22 protein-coding genes and 2 pseudogenes are annotated in these 22486 nt (G+C 52.6%); 13 read left to right on the top strand and 11 right to left on the bottom strand.

Features of this window, described 5'->3' with window-relative positions; translation table 11 throughout:
- Window positions 1-12 precede the first annotated feature (12 nt).
- Together istB (AAC01S_RS14320) and istA (AAC01S_RS14325) are read right to left on the bottom strand one after the other, a co-directional pair.
- A complete protein-coding gene (gene istB, locus AAC01S_RS14320) occupies window positions 13-741 on the bottom strand; it encodes an IS21-like element helper ATPase IstB (RefSeq protein ID WP_067623766.1) in 729 nt (242 codons plus the stop codon).
- Complete coding sequence (gene istA / locus AAC01S_RS14325; RefSeq protein WP_067623769.1) at window positions 738-2240, bottom strand: IS21 family transposase; 1503 nt, start codon at window positions 2238-2240, stop codon at window positions 738-740. Before istA (AAC01S_RS14325) ends, istB (AAC01S_RS14320) begins: the two co-directional genes overlap by 4 nt.
- Window positions 2241-2409: 169 nt before the next feature.
- Between istA (AAC01S_RS14325) and AAC01S_RS19340 the strand changes: the two are divergent.
- Window positions 2410-2507 (top strand): annotated as a pseudogene (locus tag AAC01S_RS19340) (transposase); the annotation flags it as partial.
- Window positions 2508-2572: 65 nt separating this feature from the next.
- Here AAC01S_RS19340 and istB (AAC01S_RS14330) read toward each other — a convergent pair.
- Both istB (AAC01S_RS14330) and istA (AAC01S_RS14335) read right to left on the bottom strand, forming a co-directional pair.
- Window positions 2573-3349 carry an IS21-like element helper ATPase IstB gene (istB, locus tag AAC01S_RS14330; protein ID WP_067623773.1) on the bottom strand — a complete coding sequence of 259 codons (777 nt, stop codon included), beginning with the start codon at window positions 3347-3349 and terminating at the stop codon, window positions 2573-2575.
- Window positions 3346-4569: an IS21 family transposase gene (gene istA / locus AAC01S_RS14335; protein ID WP_067623777.1), complete on the bottom strand. Its 1224-nt coding sequence runs from the start codon at window positions 4567-4569 to the stop codon at window positions 3346-3348. Before istA (AAC01S_RS14335) ends, istB (AAC01S_RS14330) begins: the two co-directional genes overlap by 4 nt.
- A gap of 104 nt (window positions 4570-4673) precedes the next feature.
- On the opposite strand from istA (AAC01S_RS14335), the pseudogene AAC01S_RS14340 reads away from it, so the two are divergent.
- Window positions 4674-5381 (top strand): annotated as a pseudogene (locus AAC01S_RS14340) (IS256 family transposase); the annotation flags it as partial.
- Window positions 5382-5471: 90 nt separating this feature from the next.
- Here the strand turns inward: AAC01S_RS14340 and AAC01S_RS19345 are convergent.
- The 4 genes from AAC01S_RS19345 to AAC01S_RS19355 form a co-directional block, all read right to left on the bottom strand.
- The gene (locus AAC01S_RS19345; protein WP_157071198.1) at window positions 5472-5954 is read right to left on the bottom strand and encodes a hypothetical protein; all 483 of its coding nucleotides are present in this window, start codon (window positions 5952-5954) and stop codon (window positions 5472-5474) included.
- 100 nt (window positions 5955-6054) lie between these two features.
- A complete protein-coding gene (locus tag AAC01S_RS14345; protein WP_067623779.1) occupies window positions 6055-7482 on the bottom strand; it encodes a hypothetical protein in 1428 nt (475 codons plus the stop codon).
- A gap of 366 nt (window positions 7483-7848) precedes the next feature.
- Window positions 7849-8319 carry a transposase gene (locus tag AAC01S_RS19350; RefSeq protein WP_067623781.1) on the bottom strand — a complete coding sequence of 157 codons (471 nt, stop codon included), beginning with the start codon at window positions 8317-8319 and terminating at the stop codon, window positions 7849-7851.
- Between the two features lie 52 nt (window positions 8320-8371).
- On the bottom strand, window positions 8372-8944 hold the full coding sequence (locus tag AAC01S_RS19355; protein ID WP_067623784.1) for a helix-turn-helix domain-containing protein: 573 nt from the start codon (window positions 8942-8944) through the stop codon (window positions 8372-8374).
- Between the two features lie 389 nt (window positions 8945-9333).
- On the opposite strand from AAC01S_RS19355, the gene dps reads away from it, so the two are divergent.
- The 10 genes from dps (at window position 9334) to AAC01S_RS14405 (ending at window position 18503) form a co-directional block, all read left to right on the top strand.
- Complete coding sequence (dps, locus tag AAC01S_RS14360; RefSeq protein WP_067623787.1) at window positions 9334-9816, top strand: DNA starvation/stationary phase protection protein Dps; 483 nt, start codon at window positions 9334-9336, stop codon at window positions 9814-9816.
- Window positions 9817-10037: 221 nt separating this feature from the next.
- Window positions 10038-10736, top strand: a complete 699-nt coding sequence (locus AAC01S_RS14365) for a FadR/GntR family transcriptional regulator (RefSeq protein WP_067623790.1) — start codon at window positions 10038-10040, stop codon at window positions 10734-10736.
- A 118-nt stretch (window positions 10737-10854) separates the two neighbouring features.
- Window positions 10855-12084, top strand: a complete 1230-nt coding sequence (locus AAC01S_RS14370) for a CynX/NimT family MFS transporter (RefSeq protein ID WP_067623794.1) — start codon at window positions 10855-10857, stop codon at window positions 12082-12084.
- Window positions 12085-12253: 169 nt separating this feature from the next.
- On the top strand, window positions 12254-12460 hold the full coding sequence (locus AAC01S_RS14375) for a DUF1657 domain-containing protein (RefSeq protein WP_067623797.1): 207 nt from the start codon (window positions 12254-12256) through the stop codon (window positions 12458-12460).
- 65 nt (window positions 12461-12525) lie between these two features.
- Window positions 12526-13389, top strand: coding sequence for a DUF421 domain-containing protein (locus AAC01S_RS14380; RefSeq protein ID WP_067623800.1), 864 nt, complete (start codon window positions 12526-12528; stop codon window positions 13387-13389).
- Between the two features lie 13 nt (window positions 13390-13402).
- The gene (gene spoVAC, locus AAC01S_RS14385; RefSeq protein WP_067623804.1) at window positions 13403-13876 is read left to right on the top strand and encodes a stage V sporulation protein AC; all 474 of its coding nucleotides are present in this window, start codon (window positions 13403-13405) and stop codon (window positions 13874-13876) included.
- 3 nt (window positions 13877-13879) lie between these two features.
- Entirely contained in the window at window positions 13880-14908 is a 1029-nt protein-coding gene (gene spoVAD / locus AAC01S_RS14390) for a stage V sporulation protein AD (RefSeq protein WP_067623805.1), read from the top strand.
- Complete coding sequence (gene spoVAE, locus AAC01S_RS14395) at window positions 14905-15255, top strand: stage V sporulation protein AE (protein ID WP_067623807.1); 351 nt, start codon at window positions 14905-14907, stop codon at window positions 15253-15255. Before spoVAD ends, spoVAE begins: the two co-directional genes overlap by 4 nt.
- Window positions 15256-15511: 256 nt before the next feature.
- The gene (locus tag AAC01S_RS14400) at window positions 15512-17377 is read left to right on the top strand and encodes an acyltransferase family protein (protein WP_067623817.1); all 1866 of its coding nucleotides are present in this window, start codon (window positions 15512-15514) and stop codon (window positions 17375-17377) included.
- Window positions 17378-17441: 64 nt separating this feature from the next.
- A complete protein-coding gene (locus AAC01S_RS14405) occupies window positions 17442-18503 on the top strand; it encodes an Ldh family oxidoreductase (protein ID WP_067623820.1) in 1062 nt (353 codons plus the stop codon).
- Here AAC01S_RS14405 and AAC01S_RS14410 read toward each other — a convergent pair.
- The 3 genes from AAC01S_RS14410 to AAC01S_RS14420 all read right to left on the bottom strand — a co-directional run bounded on the left by AAC01S_RS14410 (window position 18489) and on the right by AAC01S_RS14420 (window position 21988).
- Complete coding sequence (locus AAC01S_RS14410; protein WP_067623822.1) at window positions 18489-19535, bottom strand: glycoside hydrolase family 5 protein; 1047 nt, start codon at window positions 19533-19535, stop codon at window positions 18489-18491. The two genes, AAC01S_RS14405 and AAC01S_RS14410, sit on opposite strands and share 15 nt — an antisense overlap.
- A 754-nt stretch (window positions 19536-20289) precedes the next feature.
- A complete protein-coding gene (locus AAC01S_RS14415) occupies window positions 20290-21102 on the bottom strand; it encodes an SGNH/GDSL hydrolase family protein (protein ID WP_245630237.1) in 813 nt (270 codons plus the stop codon).
- A 127-nt stretch (window positions 21103-21229) separates the two neighbouring features.
- Complete coding sequence (locus AAC01S_RS14420; protein WP_067623821.1) at window positions 21230-21988, bottom strand: SGNH/GDSL hydrolase family protein; 759 nt, start codon at window positions 21986-21988, stop codon at window positions 21230-21232.
- A 208-nt stretch (window positions 21989-22196) separates the two neighbouring features.
- On the opposite strand from AAC01S_RS14420, the gene AAC01S_RS14425 reads away from it, so the two are divergent.
- Window positions 22197-22486: acyltransferase family protein (locus tag AAC01S_RS14425; RefSeq protein WP_157071199.1), on the top strand; the 290-nt coding region annotated here is incomplete at its 3' end.

The following is a 22486-nucleotide window of genomic DNA, read 5'->3' on the forward strand; positions in this document are numbered from 1 at the left end:
CAACACTGAAGATTACGACGACTTCGCCCCAGATAGGGCATGCTTTAGCCTGTAGCTCTCGCCGGTGAACGCCAAGACATGGGCATGGTGAACGAGTCGGTCCACAAGCGCTGCTGTCAGTCTTGCATCACCAAACACAGTGTTCCACTGCCCAAACTCAAGGTTTGAGGTCACAATCACACTCCTTTGCTCGTAGCATTCGGAGATGACGTTAAACAACAGCTCGGCGCCATCTTTGTGAAAGGGGACAAACCCCATTTCATCCAGGATGAGAAGCTCGGCTCTGTTCAACTCCCGTTGGAAACGGTGGAGTGTTCCGGTCTGGTACTTCTCCTGCAATTGAGCCACAAGATCATGCACCCGGAAAAAACGCACCTCGTGCCCCCGTCGGCAGGCTTCCACGCCGAGGGCCGTTGCCAGGTGGGTCTTGCCAGTCCCGACCTTGCCAAGCATCACTACATTCTCTTTGCGTTCGAGAAACATAAGGTCTGTTAAGAGCTCACGATTGCAGTGCACTGGGAAGGTGACTGCCTCGAAATCATAATCCTCCAGCGTCTTTATTTGTGGAAAGCGGGCTTTCTTCATGAGTCTGCGAATCCTGGACATTTCTCGGCCCTGCAATTCCGCCTGCAGCACGCCGAGCAGGTAATCCGAGCGGTCATTAAATGGAATGGCTTCGTATGCCTCCATCACATAACCTAAGTGGAGACTCTTGCACACAGTGGCCAACTCCTGTTTCATGCTCTGCTCACCCCCAGAACGGCGTCATATTGGCCAAGATCAGGTGTGTGTCCGTGAATTTCTACTGGCGTATGCGGCTCTACAAATGGCTCAGGGCGGAACTCAGGGTGTTTTAAGGCATAAAGTGCGTGCTCAAGCACCCTATCAGGGTCGGAATGCCCAGCCAACGCATCAAGTGTAGCGCCAATGTCGGACATCTGGTGGGAGTCGAGCAATCGCCGTATCAAGACAATGCGAGATTTCCTCAACTCAATATCTTCTGCTTGCACGAATGAACGTACAGAAGCGGGCAGGAATTTCGCCAAATCTGAGTACATCACAGCCCGTGGCTTTCTTCGGTATCCGTCAAACACGGCCGTCCATTCAATCGGAATCTCCCTTTCCGCATACGGACGGGGCAGGGTCGTCAAATGGCGGTACTCTCCATCATTAGACAGAACCTCGATCTCATCCCACTTCACTTTGAGCAGTATGGTTTCCAGGGCACGACACTGCGGCAGCGGGTATGTGGTGGTTTCAAACCGAAATTCCCGGTATTTGTTCAACCGAGCCAACTCAAGTCGGTAAACATCAAACGGGACGGTTGGCAAGGCTAACAACTTGCTGCGTTCTGCCTTCCAAAGGTTAGCAATTTGCTCCTTCTTGGCGTAGTGAGGGCGACCCATGTCCGCCTCTGCCGCCTGCGCCAAATGGTCCTCGAGGTCAGCATCCGTCTCACAAATCGGCGGAGGTACGAGCCAGTTGCGACGCCCATATCCAACCTTGTTTTCGACATGGCCCTTCTCGTGACCACTGTACGGGTTGCAAAACTCTGGTTCGAATCGGTAATGCGCTGCGAAACGCAGGAACTGGTCGGTGAATGTACGCTTTCCGTCCCGGTTAATAGAAATCACTGCCGCAGACAGATTGTCAAACCAGATCCTCCTTGGAACACCGCCCATCCGCTCAAAGATGCGTTTCATGGCTTCCAGGAAGCATTCCGTGTTCTCCTTGCGGACTGGGAAGGCAAAAGCCGCATTACTGAACGGGAAAGACATCGTGAGCACTTTCCGCTCAACGAGTTTCCCAGATTGTCCAACATAAGCCGTACCAAAATCGACTTGCGCTTCTCCACCGGGGTGCTCAAGATGCTCGTAGCTCTCTGCACGCTCTAACTTGAGCTGCTTTCGACGCTTGGCGACGTATTCCTCGACAGTGCGCCGGCCACCATCAAACTCGTATTCATCGCACAGGCGATCAAAGATTCGCTTCGCCGTGTAGCGCTGCTTACGGGGCAAGGACTGTTCCTCAGCCAACCAGGTATCGATAATGTCAAGGTACGGACCGAGAACAGGATATCGTCTCTTGCGTCGATGTAAGGGCTCGTTCCAATCATCCTTGGTGGCATACTTCTTGGCTGTACGCCAACTGACGCCCATGACCCTCGCAATCTCCGAGATCGAATAATCCTCATTCTCATACAAGAACTTGATATACTGTTGCTGCGGCACTTTCAGCATCCTCTCTCACCACCCTCAGGTCTTCGACAAACCAAAGGGTAGGATTAATAGAGTGGGTGTTGCAAGTGCCCATGCATTTTCCGCCCCGTAAAACGCAGGCTAGCTCTGCAATTTTACGCTGCGGTTTTCTGCACGTTTATTATGCGGCATACAATCCCCGACACTTGTTTCTAACATCACGGACAAACTGCTCCCCATGATTAAAGAGTGGCAAAACCGCCCACTGAATCCTGTTTACGCAGTTGTGTTCATGATGCGATTCACTACTGTCAACGCCGGGTTAAAATTGACCCAGATCGCCGACTTAATTTTGACCCACCCAGCAGCTTGAATCAGGAAGCGTTTGGTTCAGCTGGCGCCGTGTATACGCCAGCCTTCATCTTGTCCTTCAGTCGGTAGCTTTGTCCACGGATGTTCAGGATGTGCGCATGGTGTAGCAGGCGGTCGAGCACAGCCGTGGCCAGCACTGCGTCCCCGAACAATTCGTCCCATTCCCCAATGCCTTTGTTACTCGTTAGGATAATGCTGCCCCGCTCGTACCTGGCGTTAATCAATTGGAACAGTAGGTTCGCTCCAATTGGGTCCAATGGCAGATATCCAACCTCGTCAATCAACAACAGCTTTGGGCGTAGGTATTTCCTCATGCGTGTGTCGAGCCGCCCGTCGTGATACGCTTTGCGCAGGTCGTTTACCAGATTCGTTACCGTGACGAAGTACGCGGAGAGCCCTTGTGAGATAGCTTCCATAGCCAGCGCCACGGCCAAGTGACTTTTGCCAACGCCTGGCGGGCCAAGAAACACCAGGTTCGTTGTTTGGTGTACAAAGGCTAACGTTGCAAATTCGCGGACAAGTTTCTCGTCGATGCTTGGTTGGAAGGAGAAGTCAAACTCCTCCAACGTCTTGCGGTACGGAAGCTTGGACAGTCTCGCCTTCGTCTCAACGTTTCTCTTGTGGCGCTCCTCCAGTTCTGCGCCAAGGAGGTCCGTTAGAAATCTGACGTACGTTAGATTCTTTTCGGTTGCTACCTGTAATCGGCTGTCTAGAATGGCTGAGGCGGCGCCAAGTTTGAGTTCTTCGAGTTGCGCGTGTGCTTTCTCCAGCTCAATCATGCGCCCACCTCCGCGAGAGCGGCATACACGGAGAGTGGGCGCTGATCCACGGCATCCACGGGAACCTGGCGAGCTACAGGCAATGGCCCTGTCGCGCCTTGTGCCGTGCTGAGTCCGGCGTATTGCCCCTTCAGTCTCATAACGCCATTGAATCGAGGCGACTTTTCATGCACCGCGATCCTCGTGCCTTCGGACCAGACTTCAATTTGTTCTCCGAGTTGGCGTACCGTGACCGTGCGGCCACTGTACTGCCAGGGCACTCCGTAAAGAACCCCATCAAAACTTACGTAGCCATCCATGCTTACCTTGCGCTCCTCGCGCAGGAATTTCGCGAGTTTCTCTGGAGACGGCAGGGGACGTAGCTGCTCCTGAGGCAACAGGTCACATGGACGCTCTCCTGTGGTACCGTGAATTCGCTGATCGATCTCATGACACCAGGCGAGTGCTTGGCGATTGAGATCTGCAAGGTCAGTGAACTGCCGAGCGACCCAGAAGTTCTCCTTCACATATCGAACCGCCCGTTCCACTTTGCCTTTGGTCTGAGGTCTGCGCGCTCTGCAAAGCTTTGGTGTCAGTCCAACTGCTAGCGCAAAGTCCTGAAAGGCAGGGTGCCATATGGGACTGCGGTCATCGTTGGTGCCAAGCACGACCGTCTTCATCCTGTCGGTCAGCGCAATCTTCGGGACGCCACCAAAGTGTTCAAGCGCGTGTGTAAAGCAGCGCAGGAAGCTATGAATATCGCAGCGACGCGTGAATTCAATATACGTCGAGCGGGAATGACCTAAAATCATCACAAACACGGGAATTTTTCTACGAACGCCGTGTTCATCAATGTACTCGCAGATACCCCAGTCGAGCTGAGCCTGCTCACCAGGCTTCGTCTCGTATCGGGGAGTCGCTTTCTGTCGCTTCGGCGGACGGAAAGGGTGCACGTAATCTTTAATAAGCGTCATCCCACCGGAGTATCCCTGTGCCCGTAGTCGCTGAAACATGACTTCGCAGTTAAACAATCCAGCTGCCATCCATGCGTCAATCAGTGGTTTGTATGCATCCAACTTCGAGCCACGCTTTGGACGTGAGCTAGCTTCGACGACCATCCCACCACGGACGTACTTTCGAATCGTATTACGCGAAAATCCTGTTTGTCTGGAAATCTCCCTCAGACTCTTCCCTTGCATCAATAAATCTTGTACCCTCATGAGTGATCCACCCTTCAGCATGGTTACTCTCCCTTCATCACCTGGCGAGGTTTGAAGAGAGATATTCAACTGGGGTGGGTCATTTTCATCCCGGCGACCCCGGGTCAATTATAGTCCGGCGCTAACACTACAAAGTAAAGCAGGACGGACAAGTTGTTAGCAAGGCATCATACATGATTGTAGGCATTGACTTGGACGGTAGAAAAGATGTTTTGGGTATGTGGATTGGTGAGAATGAATCGGCGAAATTCTGGTTGTCCGTGCTCACGGAACTCCAGGGTCGAGGCGTGGAAGACATCCTCATTGCTTGTGTGGACAATCTCAAGGGATTCAGTGAAGCCATCTTGGCAACGTACCCTAAAGCGGATATCCAAAAGTGTGTCGTTCATCAGATTCGAAATTCGCTGAAGTATGCTGCAGCCAAAGACTACAAGAAAATCACTGCGGACCTGAAACCAATCTACAAAGCAAACACGGAGGAGACAGCACTCGCGGCACTGGACCAATTCGAGGAGACGTGGGGCAAGAAATACCCCATCATTGTGCGCTCATGGCGTAGTAACTGGACGGAGCTATCGACGTTCTTCCGCTATCCCCAACAGATGCGCAAAATCATCTACACGACGAATCTAATTGAAGGCTACCACAGGCAACTACGGAAGGTGACGAAAGGCAAGAGCATGTTCCCGACGGATGATTCTCTCGTGAAGATGCTGTATCTGGCGACAATGGAAGTGACCAGAAAATGGACCACGCGAGTTCATAACTGGGGAGAAATCTTCAGCCAGCTTGCGATACATTTCGAGGAGCGCTTGAAACCCTATCTTCACTAAGAAACCGTCTGATAGAGTTTACACAAAATTATTGACACTCCCCCCCCCCCGAAGCTGTAACCCTGAGGCATTAAATTTTCAGTAAGTTAGCTATCCGATTGAGTTGAAGGTTTGGCGTAGAGAATTTGGTGTATTATCTAGAATCCATTTAATACTCTGAGTTGGATTTTGATGTCTGCCATTGGAACTATTTATCTTAAGTAAATGGGAAGAACAGTTTTCGAGCCAGTCAATCGTAGATTTAACAACTATAGGGTTATACGTCGAGCGGGAGGACAAAATACGATAGGCCGAGTCGAGATAGACTTCAAAAGTCGCATATCTACTGTTTGAATCGACACCTTCGTTCAGTACAGTCATCATAATTGCGCCTGCGCTAGCTAAATAGGGGATTGGTGAAGCTTGACTATTAGTGGTTAATAATAATCCTGATTCTTGATATTTACTGATTGCTAGATTAAGGTTTTTGGTTACTCCGTTATCATAACGTATAACTCGAATCGTTTGATAACCAAAGGCACTAGCAAGCAAAATAATTGTGGATATTAAGACCCAGAACCATCGTTTCGGCATAATCCATTCCCCCAATTTTAAGCAGACACTCGGACCAAACAACTCCGATCCGAGTGTTTTGTAAACATTATGAAGCCCCATTCCTATGATATTACAATTTTTATGACGGCGCACCGATCGTCCCTGGCATGTAAATCCATCCGCTTGAATCATACGTGGTAAATCCAATTGCATATGCATCAGTTTCGTAGATTACCTGACCGTCAATTGTAATGGCTGCTCCGTTTGGAGCATTGACAAAGAATCGTTCGTTGTAGGACTCTTTGCCAGACGGCGGATCGTACGATCCTGTCAATTCATCGTTTTGAACATTCGACCAATTAATTTGTTGGAAATAGGGGTCAGTAGTTGGTGTCTCCTCCTGTATTCCACCACCTACAGTGACCGATTGATTAGCAAGTGCATTAACAAGCGCCGAATATGGTGCCAGTTCCGGAATGTAATCGATAGCCCAACTTAGTGGGGATAGTGATATTGATGTAGAAGGTTGCGGAACAGGATAAAACTGGTTATCAATCAGCCAATTGTTATTGGGATTCTGGACTGCGAAGTTTACACCTGATACTGAAATAGCTCGTCCTGTTCCAGAGAGATAATTTTCAACTTGATTTGTGCCCCAAACTTGGTCCTCTACCCATAGTTCTCCAGTTCCCTCGGGGCCATTTGAACCTCTCAATACTGCTGTCGGTGTATTGTTTCCAAAGTAATTTGAGTCGCCATCTAAAACTGTTGTATAATCATCCCCTAAAAAATGGTGAGTTCCGCCTCCGCTAGCGTCGTCCGTTGACAGATTTGATGAAGTCGCACTTTCGGCTGTGCCGGTACCATAAACCGCTGAAGTTGTTGAATTTGATGTGGATGTTGAAGTAGACGTAGTTGTCGTCAGAGGAGCTTCTGCAACGCTTGATGGTGAAGCTGTCTCTATCTGTTGCGCAAGGCTTTGTGTAATGAAACCTTTACCAAAATCCAAAGACAAAGGATAGCCTAATCCGTCAACGACGACTGTCGCTTGATAATTATCGGTGTTCGGTATATATGCAATTCCGATATTAATACTATACGATTTGCCACTGGGCGTAGTCAGTGTTCCAGGTATCTCGGCTTTCTCCAGTATCCCAAGACTCGTGGAAATGGAATAGAGAGGGTTTGCAGTTGTGGATATTTTATACTGCTCTTGACCTACTCCAACGTATCCTTGTGCTTGAATAACGGTACTTCCATCGCTCTTTTGCGTAGTTGTCGTGACATCAAAGTGAATCTTACTTTGCGTCGGCTCTACGTTAGCAATATCCGCTCCAACGACAGCACTCAGAGCCTGCGCTGAGAGTTTCTGGGCTGTGGTTGTAGTTTCAGACCCGTAGGTCAGGCTAGGGACAATAGTTAACGGCTGGTCGAAAGTAAAGTGCTTTGTGATAACATCTTGTGAAGAAGTCTGAGAACTCGTTTGATTGGCTGCTAAAACTACGCTAGGAGTAGCGCTGGAGAGCAGAATTGTTGTCGCGACTGTAGCGAGAAGTTTTTTCCTCATTGCATATATCCCCCTAAATTCCATTTGAAATCGTCTTGAAGATGCGATGGATATATTCCGGGTAATTTCAAGTAAAAACAGTTATCATCCCTCTTTTCACCTCATTTCAATCGGAATGTTTCTCATTAGACACTATTGGCAAATCGCATAGTGTGATGCCTAAAATAGAACGCATGGTTCATGTGATAAATGGTAATCCTATCGTTCTATGTCACGCACGTTACAAATTTCTTGACTGTCTCATTGAGCAGTTCGGAATTGCCCGAACCAAAAAAACTACCCAGTTTGGTTCGGGTGCGTTGGGCATTCAGAATTTCTTTTGGATAGGTGAGCGTCAAAGCGCGCACACGTATGGCTAGTGCCCCTTCAGACAACCTTGATCTTCTTTTGTTCCCGTAGAAGGCTAGCGTTTCGCCTGTGCTTATTGCGCCAGCGAATATATGCCCGAATTGCGTCACCAAGTGCTTTATGGTTCTCATAGTTGCTGCCACTCAGCACAAACTTGCGCAACGGCCCGAAATGACACTCAATCCGATTGAGCCACGATGCGTGTGTCGGAGTGTAGACCAATTCCACATTGTTCTCGACCGCCCAGTTTCGGACACGCTCATGCTTGTGCGGCGAAAAGTTGTCCAGGATGATGTACAGCCGCTCGGAACGGTGATAACGACGGCGTAGCACCTTGAGAAAACGTAGGATGTCTTGATGCTTTTTCGAGTTCGAGACATGCCCATACAGTTTGTCGGATTTCAAGTCCAGTGCAGCCAGCAAATGACGAACACCGTGCGTCCGATGGTAAGTCGCCGGTAACCGGCTGGGCTTACGTTTACGAACCACCCACGACCCGCAAACGGCTGAATCGACAGTGGTCCGAATTCGTCCAGACAGATCACTCGTCCGTCCTTGGGTGGATTGTTGTACAGCGACTGGATTCGTTTTTTTTACTCTCGAACTCTGGATCGTTTGATGCCTTCCAGGTCTTCGTGTGTTGATAGGTTATGTCCGCTTGACTCAGGATGACCCGGATGGTTTCGATACTAATCGAACGAACGATCCCTTTTTGTTCAGCGACCTGCTTGAGTTTGCTCAGCGACCACGTCGTAAACGGCAATCCCAGAACCTTCGGTGGAGTTTGTGCCAACTCGATGATGCCAGCACGCTCTTCGTCCGTGAACGTCCTGGGACGTCCACCACCATAGCGGGGTTGAAGAGCCTCAAAGCCTTTCTCGTTAAATGCGTGAATCACATGGCGGACATGTTCCTCCGACAAGTGATAGAGTCGTGCGATTTCGGGGACCTTCATTCGTTGAGCAGAAGCCAGGACAACCAGTGCTCTACGCACGGAGACCGGATTGGACCCCTTACGGGCAATACGAACCAATCTGTTACCCTCGGCAGGGCTCAATTCACGGACATACAGGCACATGAATATCACCACCGTTAGTGATATTCTACATTCCACTGGTTAATCCTCCACTTTCCTCAAACTACGTTGCCTGAAGGGGCACTAGCTCATCGAGGAAGTAGAATATGAAACATCCCCACCAGCGAGTGATGGGGATGTTTCAGATTCTACTTCCTAGCGATGAGCTAGCCATACGTGTGCGCGCTTTGACGCTCACGATGTCACAGGTCTTCATCGGATTGACAACCGACCTGAACAGGTTGAACTCGTGCTTTATCATATGGTACGGGCTTTAACCAGCAGTATCTCACGTGGAGTCGGGGACCGTGGGTAATTCTTCTGACGGGGAGGTTCCGAAACCAACACTGCCTTCGTGGCGGACAAATTGGATCCAAGTGATTCGGGTATAATAGGTGTTGGTGAATGACTCGTTTGGAGGTGTTACAATGGCCGACTTGAAACACACACGGAACAATCTATCAGACCAAGTGAAACTGCACATGATCGAGCTGCTGAACAAACATGTGACCGATTTGACGGATTTGTTTGTTCAGACGAAATTGGCGCACTGGAACGTAAGAGGGCCGCATTTCATCGCTTACCACGAACTGTTCGATGAACTTGCCGGGCACCTTCTGGAGTTGACCGACACCGTGGCTGAGCGTGTGACCGCCCTCGGCGGAACTGCAGGATTGCCAGTCCAGTCCATCGCGACTCAGACTTCATTGCCCAAATGGGAATTGCAACTAAGCCAAGACGAGAAGGTCATCCGTGCGTTGGCTGATCGATGGGCTGTCGTGGCAAACAGTGCAAGGGAAGCGGTTGTAGCATCAGCTGACGAAGACCCGGATACGTCCGATCTATTTACAGAAGTATCCCGGCAGTTGGATAAAGACCTGTGGTTTTTGGAAGCCCATCTGTCCGATTGACGACGTCGACCTTTCTGCCCCATACCGTATGAAAGGGAACTCGCCAACAGCGAGTTCCCTGATTTATTTCACCAATAACATACTCATATTCTGCAGGATCTCCACAGGTTGTGCCGCGCAGGAGAACGAGCACGTCGTATATTTGCCCTCTCGTTATATGGGTGGTAAACTTCCGATGAACCAATCATCCTATGTTTGGTCTATTTAAGGAGACGTCACTCATGCTGCAGAAGACGAGTCGGCTGTCGTTGGTTGAACAGGTTGCACAACAGATGGAAGGTCTGATCGAGTCGGGAAAATGGACGGTTGGAATGCGCATTCCTGCCGAACCGGAATTGATGGCCGAACTGAATGTGAGCCGCAATACACTGCGAGAAGCGATTCGGGCATTGACTCATGCGGGGCTCTTGAAGACCAGGCAGGGGGATGGAACGTACGTTTGTTCGTCGAGTGCGTTGGGCGTCGTATTGCAAAAGCGCATATTGCGTTCCGATCTGTTGCAAGCCCTAGAGGTCCGGCACGCGCTCGAACGCGAAGGAGCTCATCTGGCAGCTCTGCGTAGAACTGAGGACGAGGCACAGGAACTACTTCTTCTGTTAGAAAACTGTGAGACGGCATTGGCTCACGGGGACGTGGATCGCTACATAGCGGAAGACATTCGTCTTCATCAACGGGTTATCCGTGCTTCTCACAATGACATGTTGATTGAGTTATACGAACATATTGCCGGAACGCTGCAAGACGTCATCGCGAGCTTGGTACGCCGTGAAGTTGGAACTGCTGCTCATTTGGCGATGCACCGGCAACTGGTGGAAGCCATCGTGCTCCAGGATGCGGATCGTGCAGTTGACGTGGTTCATCGCTACATCAACGAGTCAAAAGTCGCCATTTCATCGGGAGACGCCTGGAAACGAATATGAATTCAAGGTGTTTCGTATCCCGTTTCCAACATCTTATAGGCAGCGGCCATTGTGGATGGCCGTAGGCGACCATGTGACGCCGGTTTCCGAACAGACACGTAGAGAAAGTTGGGGAGATATGGTGGAGAGAATTGGTGCAGGTCATGGAGGGTCGTCCCGAACAACAAGTCAGGTGCTTTTGGTTCTTGGCATCATTCTCATTGCAGCGAATTTGCGCGCGGCTATCACGGGTGTGGGACCACTCATAAACGACATCTGTCATGATACAGGATTGTCGACGACATGGGCGGGCATGTTGACGACGTTGCCCCTCGTCGCCTTCGCAGTAGTCTCGCCGCTTGCTCCAGCGATTGCTCGACGGATCGGGATCGAGTTGGCCCTAGGGGCGAGCATGGGGCTGCTCACTGTGAGTATCGTCATGCGGTGCGTGACGTCGCAGAGCGGGCTGTTTGTCGGTATGTTTCTCGCGGGAGCAGGCATCGCCATGGGCAATGTGCTATTGCCCAGCTTAATCAAGCGCGATTTTCCGACACAGGTTGGTTTGATGACCGGGCTGTATTCCATCTCGATGAATGTCTGGGCAGCCATCGCCTCTGGGATCAGTGTCCCGATAGCACATCTTGCGCACGTGGGGTGGCGGGGTTCGATGATGAGTTGGGCGATTTTATCCCTCGTGTCCATTTTGATCTGGTTGCCGCAGTTGCGTTCACGCCATATCCCACAGAAAATCAACGCCACGGTGAACGTGTGGAGGTCCGGCCTCGCGTGGCAAGTTACCCTCTTCATGGGGCTGCAATCGTTCGTCTTCTATGTAAGCATTGCCTGGCTTCCCGACATTTTGCAAAGCAGGGGCATGAGCGAAACGAGTGCTGGTTGGATGTTGTCGCTGCTGCAATTTGTAAGTCTGCCGACATCGTTCATCGTTCCGGTGATCGCTGGCAAACGCGCGAGCCAACGCGGTTTCGTCGGTGTGACGGCACTGCTGTTTTTGGTTGGTTACGCGGGGCTTTTAAGCGGTATCAATGCGTTGGACTGGCTGTGGATTGTGCTGATTGGCGTAGCTGGCGGCGCGGCCATTAGTCTCGCCTTGTCATTTTTCGGGTTGCGATCGCGAAGCTCAGACGAAGCTGCCCAGTTGTCGGGCATGGCGCAATCGATTGGCTATCTGTTGGCCGCGACTGGTCCTATGTTAATCGGGTTTTTACACAATACGCTTGGTTCCTGGACAATTCCGTTACTCATTCTGATGATGGCCATCGTGCTGCTGTTCACGTTTGGCATGGGTGCAGGGCGGGACGCCTATATCCGACCGGCGGGAGCTTCGAAAGGAATCCACAGCCCCATGTAAGCGACGTAGTCATCGTGATCCTGCAGGGGCCCATTGGCTGTGAGCATAGGCCGCATCGGAGCCCCTGCCCACATCCTCCCGAGCATCCCAATTCATCCCTGATGCCGTCTCGCATTACACCTCACCTCGCAGGAGACATTACTGTCATCAACGACGGAGGTGATGATGCATGACGATCGCGCAACAGGTCAAAACCACGTTGGCTTCGTTAAAGAGTGCGCAAGCCAACCTGGAAACATTCGCGCTGTCGACCCAGAACAAACAGGCGAAACAAATGTACACGCAAGCTGCCCAAACAACGCAATCGGTGGTTGACCAACTCCAACAGCGTGTCGGCCAAATGGAACAACAAGAGCCTACGTACAAAGGTTTTTAACTACCGTCGTTTCAGCATCATCGATCACGGGGGACCCTGTCCCCCTCGTTGAAGGGGTTTTTGGTGTGCCTGACTGGATTTCGCTGCTCATCCGCGCCATCATCGCGTTTACCGCGATGTTTGTATTCGCCAAGCTGATTGGCAAGCGTCAGCTTTCGCAAATTACATTTTTCGAATACATAGTCGGCATCGCGATCGGCGATATGGCAGCCATCATCACCGACGATGTGCGCACGCCGTTGTATATGGGGCTTGTGCCAATGGCCGCATATACGTTTTTGGCGATTGGGCTGAGTTGGCTGGCACTCAAGAGCAAGCGATCGCGCGACTTCTTCGAGGGCAAAGCACGAGTGCTGATCCAGGATGGCAAAATTCTCGAGGACAACCTTAAAAAAGAACGCATGTCGACGGATGAGCTTCTGGAAAATTTGCGATCGCGCAACATTTTTCAGGTGTCGGATGTCGAATTTGCGATCATGGAATCGAGCGGAACCGTGAATGTGTTGCCGAAGAGCGACAGTCAGCCGTTGACGCCGAAGCTGATGGGGATGCAGGTCGCGCCCAAACCGGAGCCTCAAACCGTGATTATGGATGGAACCATTATGGACGAAGGGCTTTCGACCATCGGCTTTAACCGACTGTGGCTGAAAGGCGAGTTGGAGAAACAGGGGGTTGCGCTCGAAAACGTCTTTCTTGGCCAAGTGGATGCCACAGGTCAATTGTATTTGGACTTATACGATGACAAAATCAAAGTCCCTCAACCTCAGGCTTTACCCTTAACCTACGCGACGCTGAAAAAGGCCCAGGCGGATCTCGAGCTGTACGCGCTGGCGACGCAAGACGTCCGTGCGAAGCAGGCGTACGAGAAGGAAGCCGGCGAGGTTGATCGAATGATTCGTGAACTTGAGCCGTATTTGCGGCGCGGCTAATGGAGGGTGCGTCGTGGCGAATCAGAAATTAAAGAAGCTGACACCTGTTCAGCAACAATATCAGAAGTTTGCTCAAGCCCACGAACCGGCGCGGCCATTGCTTCGCAATCTCACGATGGCCTTTTTGGTCGGTGGGACCATTTGCTTCATTGGCCAGTTGATTCAAATGGCATTCATCCGCTATTTCGGATTTAACGAACGCACTGCGGGCAACCCGACGGTTGCCATTCTGATCTGTATCACGGCGATCCTGACTGGATTAGGCGTGTTCGATAAGATAGCCCGTATTGCGGGGGCCGGAACGGCCATTCCTGTAACGGGCTTTGCGAATTCGATGGTCTCGGCTGCGCTGGATGCCCGTTCCGAGGGCTTGGTTCTTGGTGTGGCTTCAAGCATGTTTAAGTTGGCGGGGTCTGTTGTCGTATCAGGCGTGGTGGCGGCATTTTTCATTGGGCTGATTCGGACACTCGTCGCAATGGGGGGATAATCCATGCTGCAAGGGCACCAGAGTTGGGTGTTTCCCAGCCGTCCGGCAATTCTCTCGACAGCGGTGATCGGTGGACCGTTCGAGGCGCATGGCCCGCTGGCCGACGATTTTGATTTACTGCACGGAGACCTGCGTCTTGGGCAAAAAAGTTGGGAACAGTCCGAGAAGATGTTGCTTGACGAAACGTGCGCAAAGGCGATTGAAAAGGCTGGACTCACCAAAGACGACATGACTTTTTTCTTGAGCGGAGACTTGATGAATCAAATCATCTCGTCGTCTTTCGCGGCGCGGACGTTGGCGGTTCCGTATCTGGGGCTGTTTGGCGCATGCTCCACGTCGATGGAAGGGTTGGCTTTGGCTGCCTTGCTCGTCGACAAGCAATGCGCGAAGTATGCGCTTGCCGCAACCGTCAGCCACAACGCGGCTGCGGAAAAGCAGTACCGCTATCCGACGGAATATGGAGCGCAAAAGCCTCCAACCGCTCAGTGGACTGTGACGGCTGGAGGAGCGGCCATCGTCACAGCGTCGGACAATCAACAGGACCCGCTCGTCGTGACTTCCGCCACCATCGGCAGGGTTGTCGATATGGGTTTGAAGGACCCGTTCAATATGGGCGCGGCGATGGCGCCAGCGGCCTTCGACACCATCGTTTCTCACTTTCGTGACTTGGAGATCCCATACGATTATTATGACTTGATCTTGACCGGGGACTTGGCGCAAATCGGACACGATATCTTGATCGATCTATTCGATCAGCACCGGATCGAAATCCCGGCGGATCGATATTCCGATGCTGGACTCATGATCTACGGCAAGCATCCGGACACGTGGGCCGGCGCCAGCGGTGCCGGGTGTTCGGCGGCTGTCGCGTATGGACACATCGTTCGACGCCTTCGAAGCGGTGACTTGCAGCGCGTGTTGATTGTCGCGACCGGGGCCTTGTTGTCGCCGACATCCTATCAGCAGCAGGAGAGTATCCCTTGTATCGCGCACGCGGTCTCCATCGAACGAACGGGGGGAACGAAGCGTTGATATTACTGTGGGCATTTGTCGTCGGCGGCTTGATTTGCGTGATCGGCCAGTTTTTGATGGACGTCTTCAAGATGACGCCTGCCAATACAGTGTCACTCATGGTGATCGCAGGGGCTGTGCTCGGGGGCTTAAACTTGTATCAGCCCTTGGTTCGGTTTGCCGGCGCAGGCGCCACGGTTCCGATCACGTCTTTTGGCAACGCGTTGGTTCAAGGTGCTATTGCCGAGGGTCAAACCCACGGACTCGTCGGCGTGATCACGGGTATTTTTGAGCTCACGAGCGCAGGGATTTCGGCGGCGATCGTCTTCGCCTTCCTTGCTGCGGTATTCTTTCGGCCAAAAGGATAAGAAACGTCAGCTAATTGATTGATTTGCCACAAATTCCATGAAACAATCGCCCCGTTTGCTCCGTCTGCTATATATAATCAAAGAAGTGGATACCTAAGCCTTCCGAGTTGTGTCCAAGTGAATAAACCACGAATTGATTTTGTCGAAAGATGTCTATTTCGCCCGCGGTCTGTTTTGATCCCTTTGCGGGATATCATAGTCATATAGACAGACGGGCGACAGTCACCGAAGAATTGTGCACAGGGGGATTTCGATTATGCCGAGACCTGTTGGCGGCAAAACTCGTTACATGCCAGGTTTGGATGGTTTGCGGACATTCGCTGTGTTTGCCGTGATCGCATACCATCTGGGGCTAAACTGGGCGCCAGGGGGTTTGCTTGGAGTCGAAATCTTCTTTGTCTTGTCTGGCTATCTCATTACAGACCTACTGATTACAGAATGGAAACGAAACGGTCGATTGCAGCTCGGACAGTTCTGGCTTCGCCGGGCCCGACGGCTCCTTCCAGCCATGTTTTTTATGCTGCTGATTGTGTACGTGTGGGTGAGCTTGTTTGACAGGGCTCAGATCGTCTCCTTTCGGCAGGATGCTTTGGCGTCTATCTTCTATGTGAGCAACTGGTGGTTCATTTTCCATAAGGTGTCGTATTTCGCGAGTTTCGGACGCCAATCCCCTCTCGGGCACCTGTGGTCGCTTGCCGTCGAAGAACAGTTTTATCTTCTGTGGCCCCTCATACTGGCTTTTGGCCTGAAGTTCTTTCGCCGGCGTTGGAAGTTCCTTGCGATCACGCTGGTCATGGCGTTGATGTCCGCTGCTGCTATGGCCTGGATCTATGTCCCCGGCACGGATCCGAGCCGCGTGTACTATGGGACGGATACGCGGGCGTTTGCGTTCCTGATTGGAGCTGGGCTGGCTTTTGTCTGGCCGAGTATGAAGCTGTCGGATCGATTGTCGGGTTCACGGCGGCTCCTGCTCGATGGGATGGGCGTATTTGCCCTTTTGGCAATCACTTACATGATTTGGCAGACGAATGAGTACGAGACGTTCCTGTACCGCGGCGGTCTCGTCGTTCTTTCGGTTCTGACCGCACTCTTAATCGTGCCGCTGGCGCATCCGTCCAGTGTGCTTGCGAAGATTTTCGGATGCCAGCCGCTGCGGTGGTTGGGTGTTCGATCATACGGCATCTATCTGTGGCATTTCCCGATTATTATCCTAACGACCCCGTTGGTCACGGGCACTGGCATCAACGTATGGCGCGATGCCGCTCAGGTGGCAGCGTCGATCGCGGTGGCCGCCGTTTCATGGAGGCTGATTGAGCAACCCATCCGGCGGTGGTTTAGCCCAAAAACCTCCGGATTGCACCGGCGGCGCCGGCCCGGTTCCGCCGCCCGGGGAGCGCGGTGGATTGGCGTAGCGACCGGTGTGTGTGTCGTCTCTCTGTTCGGCTTGGCGGTGACTGAGCGCGTGCCCACCGTGATCGCGAATCTCGATGTGAACGATACGCACAACGTTGGAAAACCGGTATCCGTCGCGACGACGGGAAACGCGACGACGGGAAACGCGACGACGGGAAATGCGACAACAGGAAACGCGACAACAGGAAACGCGACGACGGGAAACGCGACGACGGGAAACGCGACGACGGGAAACGCCAAGGAGTCTGGCGTCGGCATCTCCACCATCGGCGATTCGGTCATGGTTGACGCTACGCCGTATTTGCAACAACTGCTTCCCGGGATTGTCTGCGATGGCCAGGTCGGACGCCAGATGTATCAAGCGCCGCAAGCTATCGCGGAATTGAAAGCAAAGGGCGAACTTGGTGACAAAATTATTATCGAATTAGGTACGAACGGCCCATTTACGAAATCTGAACTCGTGTCGCTGTTGAATTCACTTGGTCCGATGAAGCGGATCGTCCTTGTAAACACGCGTGTACCCCGTCCGTGGGAACAGACGGTAAATCAGACCTTGGCAGAAGTAGCCGCGACCTATCCGAACACAACCTTGGTCGATTGGTACGATGCAAGCGCGGGCAAGCCCAATTACTTTTACAGCGACGGTGTTCATCTCAATCCGACAGGCGCCCTGGCCTATGCTAAACTTCTGGCTAAGGCTGTCGAATAACCTCCTGCCTGTTCACGAGTCGTGAGAGACGGGCAGTGAAATTCATCGGACTGAGGTGGCGCGCGTGCAGCGGAAAGTATCAGCGGATTCTCTCAAACAGTTTGCTCAAGCCTGCTTTGTGGCGGTCGGTATATCGAATGAGGACGCGGACTGGGCGGCCCACACCCTCGTCGAAGCGGACTTGCAGGGGCTCGAAACGCATGGTGTCATGCGTTTGATGGCTTACGTGAACGGTGTCTCGATTGGGAAAATTAATCCTCGCCCGAATGTGAAGGTTCACCGGACCGGGCCAGTCACGTCCGTCATGGATGGCGATCACGGCTTGGGTAGCGTAACAGGCAGGCAGGCTTCGGAACTCGCGGTGGAATTGGCGCGCGACAATGGACTCGGGGCGGTCACGGTGAAAAGGGGCAATCACTTAGGCGCATTGTCCATCTATACAGAATGGGCAACGCGCTTTGGTATGATTGGGCTTCTGTGCTGCAACGCCTTTCCCTCCGTTCCGCCGTGGGGCGGCCGGCGGGCATACTTTGGTACGAATCCCATCGCGCTGGCTGCCCCGACCGACGGCGATTACCCCATTTCCATTGACTTGGCGACGAGCGTGGTTGCGCGAGGGCACATTGTGATGGCCGCCAAACGCGGCGAACCGATCCCTGAAGGATGGGCCATTGATTCCATGGGCAGGCCAACCACGGACGCCATGGAAGCGTTAGATGGCGCGGTGCTGCCGATGGCAGGACCCAAAGGGTACGCATTGGCCTTGCTGGTGGAAATATTGGCTGGGGCCCTGTCAGGCGCCAAGCTGGGCGACGAAGTTGGGACCATGTTTGGCGACGATCCAGAACCACCCGGAACAGGATTCTTTTATCTCGCGATTCATCCCGACTACTTTGTGGGTCGGCCTGCGTTCATCGAACGCATCATGCGTTTGGTCGACGACATTCACGAGACGCCTCTGGCGCAAGGAACCGATCACATCTATATACCAGGTGAACGCCGGTTTCTAGAGAAGGTCCGGCGCCGCAGGGACGGGATTCCAATTCGCCAGGAAACGTGGGACGAGTTCTCCGCCCTTGCGGCGCGCTACCCAATCACGCTGCCGGAAGTTCTAGACGAACGCTGAGACCGATTTCGCACTTACAATGCGGACGAGTTCCTGGTCGACGACGTGTCCGTTGTGATTGACCAGGCCGAAGTTCATCATCTTGTACGACCAGCAGGCCCGGCCGATTCCCAACTTGAGCAGCAGTTCAATCAAATCCCGATGCCAGCCTATGCGGCTGGTGAGCGGGGCGTTGTCGATCACGCCGTATTCTCCGCAGTATAACTCGCCGCCGTGATTGCGCAGAAACGCTTGCGCAGGCTGCAGATACTGCTCAAGCAGGGATTTGTCCATGAACGTGTCTGTGAGTTGGTTTTCGCCTCCACCATATTCCGGATGGCGGGCCAAGAACTCGTTCAAGTTTGGGAAGCGGCCTGGGTACGTGATCGTTTGATTGTACAAGCTGGTGACTTCGGACCACTGCGCTTTTTGGTGGGTAAACAAATGCGGCTTGTAGAAGTGAAACGTGTAGACGATATTCGGATCGCCGTCGATCACGTCGATGTTTTGCAATTGATCGATGGAGTTGTAGTGGTTTCCACCGTACACGATCACGCGTTTTGGGTTGAGCTTGCGAATCGCCTCAATCGTTCGGTGGGCCAGTTTGTTCCAGCGGACGCTGTTTGGTTCAACCACCTCGTTGAGCAGTTCGAATCTCAACGACTTTCCAATGTGATGATATCGCCGCTCAAACATCTCCCAGATTTCGATGAACCGATGCTGGTCACTCTCCTGGTCAAACAGCGTATTGGCGTCCAGTGTCCCAAAGCTGTACCCTGGGGCGCGGTGGAGATCCAGCACGACGCCGAGGCCACGCTTCGTGCACCATTCGATGCACGCGTCGATGTACTGCAGGCCGTCCTCCTTGAAGACACCAGGGTGTTCATCTTCTTCAATCACCGGATAATCCACCGGCAGGCGGACATGATCCATGCCCCACTCGGCAATTCGCTCGATGTCGCTCTCGACGATGAACGAGTCAAAGTGCTCCTTGCTGTATTGCCAATATTGCGAAATCCAACCTCCGAGATTGACGCCTGCTTGGAAGGACACTTCAGTCAACCTGGCCACTCCCTTATCGTTGAACTGGTGAACGAGCCGTCACCGTAGGTTTGGAATGATAGGTAATATGCATGACAGCGCTTTCCTATACTTACGATACCACATTTTAAGATTGTTTTGATGATTGCGCGTTTTGAAATTGATCAAACTTTGCGGCGGCGCGATCGCGAAGGTTGGGGGAGGTTGGGGAGGTGATCCGTCACATAAGCGGCCAGGGGTCGCTTATTTCGCCAAACTGGCCGGATCGGATGCAAATAGGCGGCCCAGGGCCGCCTATTTGCCGCTACTGCCTGCGAAATGGCGCGGTTTGAGTCACTTAAGCGTCTGTGAGCTGCTTATTTGCCGCCGATGAGACGATTCGACACAAATAAGCGGCCAGGGGCCGCTTATTTCAGCTGGGTCACTCTCGCGGACTCAGCCGCCGCCGGTTCCGTTGCGGCGGCGCGATCGCGAAGGTTGGGGGAGGTTGGGGGAGGTGATCCGTCACATAAGCGGCCAGGGGCCGCTTATTTCGCCAAACTGGCCGGATCGGATGCAAATAGGCGGCCCAGGGCCGCCTATTTGCCGCTACTGCCTGCGAAATGGCGCGGTTTGAGTCACTTAAGCGTCTGTGAGCCGCTTATTTGCCGCCGATGAGACGATTCGACACAAATAAGCGGCCAGGGGCCGCTTATTTCAACTGGGTCACCCCGGTCACCCCGGTCACCCCGGTCACCCCGGTCACCCTGGCCAGCACAATATCGCCTTACTTGGAAGTGGCTTCGGTTTTGCCGGCAAACCCTTGTTCAATGTCGTTTGCGAGCAGTTGACCGGCCAAGGTGTGTCCAGCTGTGTTCGGATGCCACGCGTCGGCGCTGTATTTCGATACGCTTTGGTGATGCTCAGACAGGTACGCCTTCATTTGATTGAAGAGATCAAAGACGTAGACCTTGTTGCTGTGGAAATCCTGAGCTACGCCGATCTCGGTGTTGACCAAGTTCGCTTCAGACGTAACATCATGTGCGTACGATGCCCCCGTGACAGGCGGCGTGACGACCATGACATAACATCCAGCCTGCAGCGCTTGGCTGATTTCATCGTGAATGGCCTGCTTGAATTTGGCGATGGGTGTCTTGTTGGAAATGTCGTCCAACATACCCCACGAAATGACAACCACTTGTGGCTTGACGGTCCGCAAAAATGGAAGGTATTTTGGCGCCATTTGCGTTGGACCGTCGCCTTCAATCGACTTATTGACAAAGTTGTAGTGAATCGGGCCTTCGGCTGTCAGCGTCTTGAACGCTCGAACCAAATAGCCTCCGCCAACCTTGTCATCCCAACCGTGCGCGACTGATCCGCCAACGCCCATGACCGTCAGCGTGCCAGTAATCTTTGTGGCTAAGATAGGCTTCGGGTTTGCAATGTGCGGCTGCCTGGCAGGCTGCGTGGTCTGAGTGGATGGGGTGCCTGTTGGGGGTTGTGTGCCACATCCGACCAAGCTGAACAGACCGAGCGTCAAACCTGCAAACATTGCCAAGTGAATCGCTTTGCGATTCGCTCTCGGTGTCCTCATCATCATGTCTCGGCCTCTCTCTCATTTGCTACCATTATATCGTATTGAGAGACACTGATCTTCGATTTCAATCGAAAATGTTGTACACTGGATCGAGTATGTCTAGTTCAGACAAAATCGCAGCCGATCACGCTCATGGGCTGTCGAAATTTGGCATCAGGGAGCGCAGGAGTATCTGCGCCGCCAACGCGTGGCCTGCAGCGTTCGGATGCCACCCGTCGCCGGCGTAAGGCCGGACGGTTTCGTGGTGAGCGGTCAGATATTGTTTCATCTGATCGAAGACATTAAATATGTGCACGCGCGGACTGTGGAAATCCTGTGCGACGCGGATTTCGTGCTGAAAGAGCGTCGCTTGAGCAGATTTGTACGTCGTGTAGGAAGCTTCGGATACCGGTGCGGTCACGACGTACACCTGTGCTCCATGGTGAAGCGCTTCCGCGATTTGCCATCGAATTTGTTCGTCAAACACCTGGAGTGGCGTCTTTTGCGCGAGATCGCTTAAACCGCCCCATCCGAGGACGACGATGTCGGGCTTGTAGGTGGTTAACCAGTCGGCGTAATGGGCTCGGATGGTGAGCACGCCGTGCCCTGGAACCGCTTTGTCCGTCACATCGAACGTTACAGGTGTCAGTTCCGACATCGCGTTGAAACAGCGCTGGAGAAAGCCGCCCTCTTGCGGGTTGTCCTTCCAGCCATGGGCTACCGACGAACCTAAGATCAAGACGCGTACAGTTCGAGGGTCATCATTCACCGCGACGACATCTTGGCGCACAGACGGTTGAGGGGGGTGGCTGGCGATTGTGTTGGCGTGCACGGCGCCAGTGTGCATCCATAGGGACAAGAGGCCAATCAGCATCGAAACGAGCGAGCGATTCCAGTTCGAGAATGTCATGTCGGTCTGCCTTCCTTGTTCTGGTGTAGGTCGCCTTCAGGTTGGTTCTTGATTCGAAACAATGCCAGCGGTTTGGTTGGCTGTAACAGGATGGTAGATAGTAGATACCCTCATTTCAACGGTCTTTCAAGGACCGCGTGATAGACTGTCTTGTGCTCGCAGAGGAGGGGCTAGTCTGAAGAAACCACATTTATACGAAGTTGATTTGATGCGCGCTTGCATCATTCTTGGCGTCATCTGTGTTCACGTGATTTCGGCGTACAACGTTCGCACACCGAATTTATCCGGACTGGATTTTGCCTCATCCCTGCTCGTGATGAGTTTTCACTTCACGCGAGAGGCGTTCATGTTCATTACGGGCTTGGTGCTGTTTTATACCTATTACGACCGTGAATTTAACGTGTTTTCGTTCTGGCGCAAGCGCCTGTTTCTGATAGCGATCCCGTACGTTGCGTGGACCGCGATTTACATCCTGTACGAGGGTACTTATTATCATAA

It is taken from the genome of Alicyclobacillus acidiphilus NBRC 100859 (assembly GCF_001544355.1).
In the GTDB taxonomy this organism is placed as follows: Bacteria; Bacillota; Bacilli; order Alicyclobacillales; family Alicyclobacillaceae; genus Alicyclobacillus; species Alicyclobacillus acidiphilus.